Source organism: Actinoallomurus sp. NPDC052274 (genome assembly GCF_040679475.1).
GTDB lineage: Bacteria > Actinomycetota > Actinomycetes > Streptosporangiales > Streptosporangiaceae > Actinoallomurus > Actinoallomurus liliacearum.
This window is the reverse complement of the sequence record NZ_JBFAUT010000014.1, coordinates 148,174-159,845: the sequence shown is the minus strand read 5'-3', so window position 1 is coordinate 159,845 and position 11,672 is coordinate 148,174. Positions and strand designations below refer to the sequence as shown.

Genomic DNA, 11,672 nt, shown 5'->3' with positions numbered 1-11,672 from the left:
AGCCGGTGGACGACCTGCCGCATCTGGCCGACCAGGAGTACACCCTGGTCACCCGCAGCGCGCCCCGGCTCGTCGCGGCGGTCCTGACCGCCCTGCAGGAACGCTTCCCAGCCATGGCGAACTACAGCGAACGACAGCGCCAGCACACCGCAGAGGACATCGCCCATATCGCCGAGTTCCTCGGTGTGGCCCTCTACCTGGACGACTCCGCACTGTTCACCCGTTTCATCTCCTGGACCGGCGACATCCTCACCGCACGCGGCGTCCCCGCGCATTCGGTCGCCCTGGGTCTGGAACTGCTGGCCGAACAGCTCAAGGACTTCCCCCGCGCCGTCGCCCTGCTCCGCGAGGGCCGCGCCGCCGTCCCGGCTCCCCGCTGACGAGGCGCGGGACGCGGAAATCCCACGGAATCCAACACGGCGATTCGGTCGATTCCCACAAGCTCGCCAGCTTATTGACGGAATTGACCATTTCGTTTTACTAACGTCAGATGCGACGTAATTCGCTCGGCCGTCTCGCCGCCGCCATCGCCGGACTGGTCCTGCTCTGTGTCGTTCCCGGCGTGCGCGCGGCACCGGCGGCCGCCGCGTCCCAGGTGTGCTTCCTGTCCTGCGACACCCTCGACCCGTCGCGGGCCGGGCAGGAGACGTTCCCGGTGCCGCAGAAGAACCTCAACGGCCGCAAGCTGGTGCTGCACGTGTCGGACGCCGACGGCATGGCCTGGGGAAGCATCGACGACGGCACCACCGGCGACGCCGTGTGGCTCGACCGGTCCTGGGACGGTGGACAGACGTGGGAGGGCCTGCTCGGAAAGGCGAGCATCCCCAGCACGTGGACCGGCACGCGCACGCTCATGTACAACATCTCCGACCCGCGCGGCCACCGTCGCGGCCTCATCCGGGCCTGCGGTGACGCCGACGCGGTCGCGTGCACGGACTGGGTCTACCCGACGGTCTGCGACGTCCGCTGCGACCGCACCGACGCGGGCCAGGCGAACGGCGACAGCCGGCCCGTCCCGGCGACCACCCTCTCCGGCCGGGTGATCCGGTTGCACGTCGATCAGAACGGGATGGCCTGGGCGAGCATCGAGGCGGGGGCCCCGGGCGACGAGGTGTGGCTCGACCGCTCGTGGGACGGCGGCGCCACCTGGCCCGACGGCTCCTCGCTCGGCCGCCTCTCGGTCGCGAGCGGCGCGACCGGCACCCGTACCACGATGTTCGCCACCCGAGACCCGCGCGGCCGGCTCTACGGCGGAGCCGTCCGCGCCTGTGGCCGGGCGGTGTCCGGACAGAACGGCAGCTGCACGGCATGGGCCCGGCCCGCGCCGTCCCGCGCCCCGGCGGCCGCGGACGCCCTGATGTACTCCTACGACCCCTACACCGGCTGGTGGCCGAGCAGTTGGTGGAACTCCGCGGCGACGCTCACCACGCTCATCGACCACGGCGACCACCAGTACGACTGGGTCATCGCCCGCACGTTCGACCAGAACAAGGGGGCGTTCTCGGCCGGGCAGCGCGGCACCGACCCGATCGAGGGCGACTTCATCAGCCGCGCCATCGACGACAGCGCCTGGTGGGGACTCGCGTGGGTGGCGGCGTACGACCACACGGGCGACCAGCGTTACCTCGCCATGGCCACGACGATCGCGAACTACGTGAACCAGTACTGGGATCCGGGCACGTGCGGCGGCGGGGTCTGGTGGGACCGGGAACGCACGTACAAGAACGCGGTGACGAGCGGCCTCTACCTGCGGCTCGCCGCGTCGATCCACCGCCGCACGCCCGGCGACACCGTCTGGCTGCAGCGGACCCGTACGGCGGCGACCTGGTATCTGAACAGCGGCCTGATCAACTCCGCGAACCTCGTCAACGACGGCCTCACCCAGGACTGCCGCAACAACGGCCAGACGGTCTGGACCTACAACCAGGGCCTCGCCATCGGCGGCCTGGTCGAGGCCTGGCGCGCCACCGGCGACGCCGCACTGCTCGCGGCCGCGCGGCGACTCGCGGACGCGGCCATGACGGGTCTCACGCAGAACGGGATCCTGGCCGAATCGTGCGACGTCGGCCAGAGCACCTGCGACGACAACCAGAAGCAGTTCAAAGGGATCTTCAGTCGATACTTCGCCGATCTGGCGGCGGCGACCGGAGCCTCCGCCTACCAGTCGTTCGCCCAGCGGCAGGCGGACTCGATCTGGACCGCCGACCGCGACCCGCTCAACCGGATCGGCCAGCGCTGGGCGGGCGGCAGTCCCAATCCGTCCGACTGGCGCACCCAGGCCAGCGGCCTGGGCGCCCTCACCGGGCCGCCCCGCACCGGCCCCTGAGCCGGTTCGCCGGCGGTGTGGCGTGGCGGCCGGTGGCCGCCACGCCCCACGCGCGGTGTCCTCTCCGGAATCAGGTGGCGGCGCAGGTCGGGGTCGGGGCGGGGTTGGAACCGGAGTAGGTCGCCTGGAACCCGAACGACGTCGAGGCGCTGGGGTTCAGGGCGCCGTTGAAGGAGGCGTTGGTCGCCGTGACGGCGGCGCCGGACTGGGTGACCGTGGCGCTCCAGCCGTTGCTGACGGACTGGTTCCCGCCGAAGGACCAGGTGACCTTCCAGCCTCGCGTCGCCGCGGTGCCGGAGTTCTTCACGGTCACGGTGGCGGTGAAGCCGTTGCCCCAGTCGTTGTCCACGTGGTAGGTCGCGGTGCAGGCCGAGGTGCCGCCGCCCCCACCGCCGCCTCCGCCTCCGCCGCCGCCCGAACCGCCGCCGACCGGGTCGAAGGCGGTGGACTTGACCGAGGACAGGTAGGCGTCCTTCGTGGTGTTGACGGTCGTCCAGTCGTCGTTCAGGATCCCGCCGGTGTCCCCGGAGTTCGGGTTCAGGCACCAGAAGGTCCACTGGAATGAGTCGGTGCCGGTGCCCATGTATTTCACCAGGGCGGCGAGCCACTGCTGGTCGATGGTGGACTGCAGCGTGGTGCCGAACTCACCGACCCAGACCGGCGCGACGTTCTGTTTGAACAGGTAGCCCCAGAACCTGTCCCACACGCCGGGCAGGTTGTTGGGGAAGTCGGAGGCGTGGAACCAGGTCTGGTCGGACACGCTCGTGGCGTAGTCGTGCGCGGAGTAGACCAGGCGGTTCGCCACCGAGAGGCGGACCGGGTAGGTGCCGGCGCCTTCGAGGTTGCCGCCCCACCAGCCGGAGTCGCCGTTGTAGGTCTGCACGCCCTCGACGAAGATGAGGAGGTTGGGGTTGACCGAGAGCACCGCGTCGCCGCCGCGCTCGGCGGCCAGCCGCCAGTCGGTCGAGGTGTCTCCGCAGCCCCAGCAGGCCGGATCGTGCGGCTCGTTGTGCAGGTCGATGCCGACGACGGCGGGGTTGTTCGCGTAACGGCTCGCGATGGCCTTCAGGTTCGCGATCCAGGTCGACTCGGGGACGCTGGAGGTGTACCAGAGCGCGGACTGGCCGGAGGAGTCGGGGCGGTGCCGGTCCAGGATGACCCGCAGGCCGATGGACCCGGCGTAGTCGACGATGTGGTCCATGACCTGAAGCGAGTTCAGGCCCTGCAGGTCGGCGTTCTTGCCGCTCGAGAAGTCGATGCTGTTGGGCACCGTGCCCGGCTTGAAGATGTCGTCGGAGTACGGCAGGCGCAGCGTGTTGTAGCGCAGCGACTTGATCTGGTTGAGCAGGTCCTTGTAGTCCCTGCTCCACAGCCCGTGCACCACGTAGTTCGCCGTCTCGAAGCCGAACCAGTTGATGCCCGCGATGCGTACCGGATCGCCGTTCGAATCGAGGATCCGCCGGCCGCTGGTGTGCCAGTAACCGGTGCCCGCGGCGCGTGCCTTCGGAGCGAGGGAGACGCCGCCGGTGAGCGCGGCGAGGAGGGCGAGGAGTAGGACGACCAGCGGGATGGATCTGGCTTTCAGGCGTGCTCCATGGGCGAGCATGACACCACCTAACGTCGTTCACTTCGTGCGGTTCAGACCCGACGCCCCCGATCTCCCGGATTATGGGAGCGCTCCCAAAGCTCCGTCGAGGCGACCCTCCACGACGGTGCGGCGGAGGCCCGCGCCGCGATGTCCGCGCCGGCGCCCCCGGGCCGCGAACCGCCGGGGGTGACCTGCGGCCCGACGCGAGCACGCGCCGCGCCGTCGCCCGCCTCCGCCGGGCCGCGGTGCGGGCGGCGCACGCCCGTGAGCATGAAAGTTTCGCCCCACGCCGTCAGTCCCACGCCGTCAGTCCCACGCCGTCAGCCGCGCGCTGTCAGCCGCGCGGCGTTGGTCACGCGCCGACTGGTCACGCGTGGTCGGCCACGTGCCGGTCGGTCGCGCGCCGTCGGCTCCGCGGCCGGCGCCGATCCGCTCGGGCGATCGGTCACCGCCCAAGGGGCGGCCGGCCCCGCTTCGTGGCGAGACGGCGCAACGCGCTCGCGTACGCCCGCGCGTACGCGCGCTGCAGCAACGGGGCGGCCGGCCCCGCCAGGCGCGTCATCCAGCGGGCGGGCCTGCTGAAGGCGGTGACCGTGAACCATACGGCGTCATCGTCGTCGCGTTCGAGGACGAAGCTCTCCTCGCCGCATTCCGGGTGCCCGGGCAGGGTCCCGTACCCGAAACCGGCGCGGCGCTCGCCGTCCTCCGCCCAGACGACGAGGCACGGCGCGACCAGCCGCAGCGGCCCGATCCCGAGGGAGATGCGGACCTGGACGCCGGACCGGGCGCGGGGGGCGGCGCCGCCGACGCGCGCGCCCGTCGCCCGGTGCATCCGCCACTCCAGGAGGTCGTCCGTCGCCGCCCGCATGACCTCCGGTCCGTGGCCGATGAGGGCCCGGTGACGCAGGTGGTGGTAGCCGGGCGGCAGCGGGCCGCGCCACGTGGCGCCCACCTCGGCGTAGGTCGGTTCGGCGGGGTCATCCTGCGGCATGGGAGCCTCCGATCGCCGAGTCCGGTCCGGCCGGCCGCAGGCGCCGCCAGGCGAGGACACCGCAGAACGCGAATCCGAACGCGTTGAGGGCGCCGTGGGTCGCGGCCATCCAGGCGATCGGCAGGTGCGGCAGGCCGGTGGCCTCGCCCAGGGCCCAGTCCAGTGCGAGCAGCATCGTCACGGCCAGCACGGAGGCCGACAGCGCCAGCAGCCCGCGAGCGACCGGATCCGTCTCCGCCCCGCGTACGTCCCGCCAGGTGAGCCAGCCGACCAGCCACATCCCGGCGGTCAGGATCGCGGCCCCGGCCAACTGGACCCAGTCACCCACGAAGAATCCGACGAACACCACCGCGGTCCCGCCCGGGACGGTGAGCGCCGCCGCCCGCGCGGGTGCGCTGTCGCCTTCCGCCCGGCAGACCAGCCCGGCGATCAACGCCGCCGCGAAGCCCGCGAAGTGGAAGTGCGCCTCGGTGAGCCGGAGCGTCTCCAGCCGGAAGCCGAACAGCCGGAACCCGGAACGCTCCGCGACCATGGCCGTGCCCGCGACCGCGGGCGTGACGAGGGCGGTCAGGAAGGCCAGTTCACGCGGGAGCGGCGAGCGGCCCGGCGGCGGGCCGGAGCCGGCCGCCGGCGGAACGGACCGAGCGGCCGTCCGGCGACGGACGATCCGCCAGGGTGCCTGCAGGGCGAGCGCGGCGGTGAACAGGGCGTACGCGCCGGCGAGGACGCCGGCGGTCGCGCCGCGCGGCAGCCATAAGGCGATCGAGCCCAGTGCGGCGCCCGCCGGCCACAGTCTGCGGAGTCGGGTCAACCCCGGCCCGTCCATCAGGGTCAGTCCCATCGGAACGACGACGAGCATCCCCACCGTGATCACGATGTCGACGAGCGCGATCATGTCGATCGACCCCACATTTGAACGTGTTCAACGTCGCGCCCAGCCTACACCCCGAATCCGCTGGATCGACGGGCTCCCTCCGCCGGGTCCCCAGGCGTTTCGCATAATTGGATCTTGGGAACGTGCTGACAGATCGGGGTGGGCGAGTGATCCGGGTCCTCATCGCGGAGGACATGCGCCTGCTCCGCGAGGCGCTGGTCGAGCTGCTCCGCTATGAAACCGACATCGAGGTGGTCGCGCAGGTCGCGGTGGGCAGCGAGATCGTGCCGGCCGCCGAGCGGGAGCGGCCCGACGTCGCGGTGATCGACATCGACCTGCCCGAGCTGGACGGCGTCACGGCCGCCGAGCGACTGCGTGAGCGGCTGCCCGGCTGCCAGGTGCTGATCCTCACCGCGCTGAGCAAGCCGGGTGTGCTGCGCCGGGCGCTGAGCGCGCAGGTGGCCGGGCTGCTCGCCAAGGACACCCGGCCCGCGGAGCTCGTCACCGCGATCCGTACGATCTTCGCGGGCGGCCGCGTGGTCGATCCGGCCCTGGCGCTGTCGACGATGCAGGCTCCGGAGAGCCCGCTCACCCAGCGGGAGACCGAGGTGCTGCGGCTGTCGGCCACGGGCGCCCAGCCGCTGGAGATCGCCGAGCGGCTCTTCCTGACGTACGGGACGGTCCGTAACTACCTGACGTCAGCGGCGACCAAGCTGGGCGCCCGCAACCGGATCGACGCGATCCGGATCGCCACCGAGGCCGATTGGATCTGAGCCCAGCTCGGCCACGACCTCGAACCCGCCACCCGGACGGTGTCCCGCGCTCAGCCGCCCCCCGGTGCGCTCGGCCAGACCGGCCAGCCCAGAGCCGCCCGGCGACCGCGCCGGGCCCGCGCCGTCGTTGCGGACCCGCAGCCGTACGGCGCGGTCCGTGCCGGTGACGGAGATGGCGCAGGTACGCGCCTTGCTGTGCCGGAGGATGTTGGTGACGCTCTCGCGAAGGACGGTGGCCAGCGCGGTGTCGAGATCGGCCGGGAGCGGGCCGACGTCGACGTTGGTCTCGACCGCGACGCCGGCCGCGGCCAGCACTTCCAGCGACGCCTCGATCTCGGCGCGCAGTGACAGCCGGATCCGGCCACCGGTGATCGAGCCGAGCTCCACCTGCGCGCGCTCGGCAAGGGCACAGAGGGCGCCCGACTCGGCGGCGGCGCGCTCGGGGTCGTGGTCCAGCAGCCGCAGCACCAACTCGCCGCGGAGCACCACCGCCGACAGGCTGAACCCGAGCACGTCATGCAGGTCCCGGGCGATCCGGGAGCGCTCCGCGGCGATCGCCGTCTGCGCCAGCTCGTGTCGGGTTCGGTCCAGCAGCACGACCAGGTCGGCCAGCCGGGTCAGACAGTAGACCAGCCACGCCAGGATCACGTGCGAGATCAGCTCTTCCGGCATGGCCGTCCACGGAGACACCGGCGGGTAGGGGAGCAGCGCCGCGAAATGCCCGGCGAGCAGCAGACCGACGACCGCCCAGGATCGCGGCGGCCGCCAATGGGCGAGCACCGCGCCGCTGAGGAACCCCCAGACGGTGGCGAACCCGTACAGCACCGGCACGAAGTAGCTTCCGGGCAGCGCCGCGGGCACGAGCAGCAGTCCGAGGAGCAGCAGCCGGGCCCGGGTCGGCCGCCGCATCAGCGTCATCTGCAGGACGACCATCCCGGACAGCAGGGGAAGGCCGAGGATGAGCAGGGAGGGATGGCCGATGTCCGGAGTCAGGCTGATGAACGCGAGTACTTTGACGCTCTGGAGGAGCAGGATCGCCAGGAGCATGGCACGGGCGAGCCGCGGCGACTCGATGACCGCGGCCGGCGGCGTGGCGCTTCGGTACTCGCTCGCGGTGGCCCTGATGCCGGCCATCGTGCGACCGGCGGTATCGATCGCGGCCTGAACCTCGGCCCGGGCGGCGTCCGGAGCGACACGGCGGGCCCGCGCCAGGCGGTCCGCGATGGTCCGGAGGCTGTCGCCCACGACCTGGCGCAGTTCGCCGTCCAGCCGCAGGCGTTCCCGGAGCGCGGCGAGCCGGGACAGCTCACTGCGCGCCAGGTGCACGTCGCGCACCATGCCCACGAGCCCGTACAGGCCGAAGAAGATCAACGCGTCGGTGCCGGTCGCGGTGATCTGCCAGAGCACGAACTTGGCGTTGTCGCCCTGTACCAGGCCGCCCACGCCCGCACCGGCCATGATCAGGCCTAGCAGAGGCCAGGCCGCCCGGCCCGGAAGCAGGCACAGCACCGCGACGGCCACCGGCCAGGGCAACCAGGCCCACTGCGCGCCGAGCAGGAGGAACGGCAGGGCGTAGAGCACGCTCACCGCCGCGAGCAGCAGATATCGGACGCCGGGCCGCTGGTACCGCCGCGCGAGGACCACGACCAGCGCCGGGTACGGGGCCATGGTGACCAGAAGGTGCGGCCAGCCGAAACCGTTGGACCACCCGTTCATCAGCCGGATGAGGAACAGCAGGCCCAGCGTCGCCCACATCATGGCCTGGGCGAGCCTGGGCGGAAGGTCCTCGGAGTCAGCGACCACGTCGGCCCCGGCCCTCCCCCGCACCGGTCAAGGGTCCCAAAACATGACGATCTTCGCTACTCGGAAATGTCGCGGGTACCGGGCGTCTTCCCACCGTCGCCGCCGTGTGTGAGAGTGACCGCGGCAGACCACCTCGAACACGAGCGCATCAGCAGCGCGACGGACGCGATCGCCCTGATCGCCTCGGCGCACGGGGATGGGGGAGACGTGCGGGACGACGTGGACGCGCGCACCACGGGCCCGGTCGCGGTGGACGGCGGGTGGCGTGCGGTGGGCGAACGCCTGCGCGTCCTGCGGCGCATGCCCGAACTGGACGGTCTGCCCCGGCGGCGGCTCCGCGAGCTCGAGCCGGAGCTGCGGCTCGTGGAGGTCGGCGCCGGAGACGTCGTATGCGAGGAGGCCGGTCCGGCCGACCGGCTCGTGGCGGTGGCCTCCGGCGAGCTCGACGGGCCGGTGACGACGGTCGACGGCCGTTACGGGCGTACGGTCCGCGCGCTCACCCCGGCGCGGCTGTGGACGCTTCCCGCCGACACCGCGCGAGGCGCGCTGCGGGCCACGGCGGAGACCGGCACGGCGGGGCTGCGCCTCGACGTGCGCGGGATCGGCCGGCACCTCGGCGGCCGGCGGACGCTGCGGGACATCTCGCTGACCATCGAGCCGGGCGAACTCGTCGCGATCGTCGGCGCCAGCGGCAGCGGGAAGACCACCCTGCTGGACGCCGTCTCGGGCGTGCGCCCGCCGACGACCGGCGAGGTGCGCCTCGACGGCCACCGCGGTGACCGGCCGGGTGCTCAGCTACGGGATGTCGAACCGGTGGGCGTTCGAGCCGCTGGGCCACGGCCTGGGCGTGGCGCGGCTGTGGGCCCACGGGCGGTCGCCGCTCGGGCCGCCGCTCCTGGCGTCGTACGGCGCGACCTTCTCCCGCCCGGTCGCCGTGGACTGGGCGATCCTCACCGGGTTCACCGCCCTCTTCCTCGCGCTGGCCTGCGTCGTGCTGGCGCGCGGGACTGCGTACGGCCGGCGGTAGCCTCCCTCGAAACCCTGTCGCCGCCGGAGGCGGTCAGCAGCGCTCCCGTGCCTTCAGCCCCCGATGCGACGGGTGACGGTCGCGGTAGGTCTGCTCCGCGAACCGCACGAACCGCTCGACGTCGGCGAGGTTGGACGCCAGCCCGATCGACACGCGGACGGCCCCGCCGCTCGGCAGGCCCAGCGCCCGGAGGTGGTCGTCCAGCGTGTCGACCCTTCGACCGGCGGACCTCACGAGGGCGTCCCGGTCGATGACGAACGCGGCCTCGCCCGCACCGGGGTTGCAGAAGCAGCCGGTCCGCAGGGAGATGCCGAGCGCGGCGCTGTCGCGTTCGACGACGCGTTCGTCGACGATCCGGCCGTCCGGGTCACGGAAGTTGAACGCGACCGTCCCGCCGCGCCGGACGGTGTCGCGGGGGCCGTAGACCTCGACCATCGGCCGGCCGTTCGTGTGCCGCAGCCCGTGGAGGCGGTCGAGCAGCCGGCCGGTGAGGCACCTGACGCGCCGGTGGATCGTGTCGACGCCGATGCCCTCCACCCAGTCGATGCCGACCGCCACGTCCGGGATCGCGAGGAAGTTGAGCGTGCCGTCCTCGAACGCCGTCTCGTCGTCGGCGAGGGCGTGCCAGTCGCCCTGGGCGCTGACCGCCTGGATCGTGCCGCCGGCGAACCAGGGTCGCCGCAGCCGCCCGAGCGCCTCGCGGCGGGCGATCAGGCACCCGACCCCGGTCGGGTAGCCGAACACCTTGTACCAGCTCACCGTGACGAAGTCGGGATGCGTGACGCCGAGGTCGAGCCGGTTGGTGGGCACGTACGCGGCCGCGTCGAGCAGCACGTCGTAGCCGTTCTCACGCGCGAGGTCGATCCACTCCAGGGGATGCTGCACGCCCGTGAAGTTGCTCTGTGCCGGGAACGCGAAGAGTCCGCCGCGGCCTTTCCCGAGTGCCGCGCGGACGTCGCCCGTTTCGGTCCGCAGGTCGGGGCCCCGCATCGGCACGTATTCGGTTCCAGCACCGCGTTCGCGGGCGAACTCCCGAATTCCGTTCACCGAATTGTGGTTATCGAGGGTGAGGACGTAACGACTTTCCCGGTCGAATCGGTAGGATTCGCCTATCAGTCGACACGCGCCGCTCGCATTCGGCGTGAAGATCACGGCGTACTCGTCGGCGGACGCGTTGAAGTGGGCGAGGATCCGCGCTCGGGTGCGCTCGATCAGCTCGGTGGCGCTCGCCGAGGTCGGGTTCGCCGAATGTGGATTGCCGAAGCAGTTCCCGCGCATCCGGGCCGCGTGCGCGGAGATCTGGCCGTCCGCCGGCAGGCCCGCCCCGCCGTAGTCCAGGTAGAGGTGGCCGCCCGCGTCGAGGTACGCGTAGTCCGTGGCGCGTAGCTCGTCCAGCCGCCGCGTCAGCGGATAATCCGGATAACGTGCGAGAAAATCGCCATCGATATTGTCGTCGCTGATCTGCTCGGTCTTGAGCTCGGTCATGGCCGCACGCTCCAAGAGATCATGACAGTCCATATCACCAGATCTGTCGCATATCGCCGCATTCAACCGCGATTGCCGGTAAACGACAAGTGCATTGCAGGCCGTATTACCGCCGGTCAGTCGCGGACCGGTCCGAGCGGCCCCCCGGCCGCCGCTCGCCGCGGAGGCGTTTCGGTGCCCGCATCCGGGGCAGGGGGCTCGGGGTAAGCGGTCGCGAGCGGCTCCCGAGGGGCCGGCCATGAACGAGCCCGAAACCTTGATCAGCGTCCTCCAAGAGGACCACAATGACCTACGGCAACTGCTGACCGAGCTCGGCTATCTGATCGAGTTCGAACGCCTGCGGCGTTCGGTGACCCAGTTGCTGATCGCCGAGATGGTCCGGCACGCGGTCGCCGAAGAGACCTACATGTACCCGGTGGCCCGCACCCGTCTGCCCCAGGGGACGCGGATCGTCGAGCGCGAGAACGCCGGGCACGCGGAGCTCGAACGCGTCCTGAGGAGGATGGACCTACCCGACCTGACCAGTGCCGAGTTCTCCACCCTCCTGGTGGAGCTGAACGCCGAGGCCGGTCCGCACGCGCGTGCCGAGGAGCGCCAACTGTTCCCGATGCTGGCCGAGTACCTGACGCCGGAGGAACTCGTCGCGGTCGGGAAGAAGGCGGCGGAGGCCAAGGAGAAGGCGTCGCTCCGGCAGTACCTCGCGGACCCGGACTGCTCCCTGCGGGGCAGGCTCGTCACCTCCGGGACGACCATGGTCGAACGGGTCCGCGTGTATCTGCGCGGCGGCGCCTACCCGCTCTGACCG

Annotated in this window: 9 protein-coding genes and 2 pseudogenes; 6 read left to right on the top strand and 5 right to left on the bottom strand. The window is 71.7% G+C overall.

Annotated elements, in window-relative coordinates; all coding sequences use genetic code 11:
* Positions 1-380 (top strand): annotated as a pseudogene (locus AB0K82_RS15105) (cobalamin-binding protein); the annotation flags it as partial.
* Positions 381-490: 110 nt separating this feature from the next.
* Complete coding sequence (locus AB0K82_RS15100) at positions 491-2,326, top strand: glycoside hydrolase family 76 protein (protein ID WP_364397021.1); 1,836 nt, start codon at positions 491-493, stop codon at positions 2,324-2,326.
* A gap of 70 nt (positions 2,327-2,396) precedes the next feature.
* On the opposite strand, the gene AB0K82_RS15095 is transcribed toward AB0K82_RS15100, so the two are convergent.
* The 3 genes from AB0K82_RS15095 to AB0K82_RS15085 all read right to left on the bottom strand — a co-directional run bounded on the left by AB0K82_RS15095 (position 2,397) and on the right by AB0K82_RS15085 (position 5,815).
* Complete coding sequence (locus tag AB0K82_RS15095) at positions 2,397-3,932, bottom strand: cellulase family glycosylhydrolase (protein WP_364397018.1); 1,536 nt, start codon at positions 3,930-3,932, stop codon at positions 2,397-2,399.
* A 427-nt stretch (positions 3,933-4,359) separates the two neighbouring features.
* Complete coding sequence (locus AB0K82_RS15090; protein ID WP_364397015.1) at positions 4,360-4,905, bottom strand: DUF1990 domain-containing protein; 546 nt, start codon at positions 4,903-4,905, stop codon at positions 4,360-4,362.
* A complete protein-coding gene (locus AB0K82_RS15085; RefSeq protein WP_364397013.1) occupies positions 4,892-5,815 on the bottom strand; it encodes a YndJ family protein in 924 nt (307 codons plus the stop codon). The genes AB0K82_RS15090 and AB0K82_RS15085 overlap by 14 nt, the downstream gene beginning before the upstream one ends.
* Before the next feature lie 131 nt (positions 5,816-5,946).
* Between AB0K82_RS15085 and AB0K82_RS15080 the strand changes: the two genes are divergently transcribed.
* Complete coding sequence (locus AB0K82_RS15080) at positions 5,947-6,552, top strand: response regulator transcription factor (protein WP_364397031.1); 606 nt, start codon at positions 5,947-5,949, stop codon at positions 6,550-6,552.
* Here AB0K82_RS15080 and AB0K82_RS15075 read toward each other — a convergent pair.
* Positions 6,478-8,355, bottom strand: coding sequence for a histidine kinase (locus AB0K82_RS15075; RefSeq protein WP_364397011.1), 1,878 nt, complete (start codon positions 8,353-8,355; stop codon positions 6,478-6,480). The genes AB0K82_RS15080 and AB0K82_RS15075 overlap by 75 nt on opposite strands.
* A gap of 66 nt (positions 8,356-8,421) precedes the next feature.
* Between AB0K82_RS15075 and AB0K82_RS15070 the strand changes: the two are divergent.
* A pseudogene (locus AB0K82_RS15070) lies at positions 8,422-9,078 on the top strand (ATP-binding cassette domain-containing protein); the annotation flags it as partial.
* Positions 9,079-9,130: 52 nt separating this feature from the next.
* Positions 9,131-9,382, top strand: a complete 252-nt coding sequence (locus AB0K82_RS15065) for a hypothetical protein (protein ID WP_364397034.1) — start codon at positions 9,131-9,133, stop codon at positions 9,380-9,382.
* Positions 9,383-9,415: 33 nt separating this feature from the next.
* Here AB0K82_RS15065 and AB0K82_RS15060 read toward each other — a convergent pair whose 3' ends face one another.
* The gene (locus AB0K82_RS15060) at positions 9,416-10,867 is read right to left on the bottom strand and encodes an aminotransferase class V-fold PLP-dependent enzyme (RefSeq protein WP_364397008.1); all 1,452 of its coding nucleotides are present in this window, start codon (positions 10,865-10,867) and stop codon (positions 9,416-9,418) included.
* Positions 10,868-11,105: 238 nt separating this feature from the next.
* On the opposite strand from AB0K82_RS15060, the gene AB0K82_RS15055 reads away from it, so the two are divergent.
* Positions 11,106-11,669, top strand: coding sequence for a hemerythrin domain-containing protein (locus AB0K82_RS15055; RefSeq protein ID WP_364397006.1), 564 nt, complete (start codon positions 11,106-11,108; stop codon positions 11,667-11,669).
* Positions 11,670-11,672: the final 3 nt, after the last annotated feature.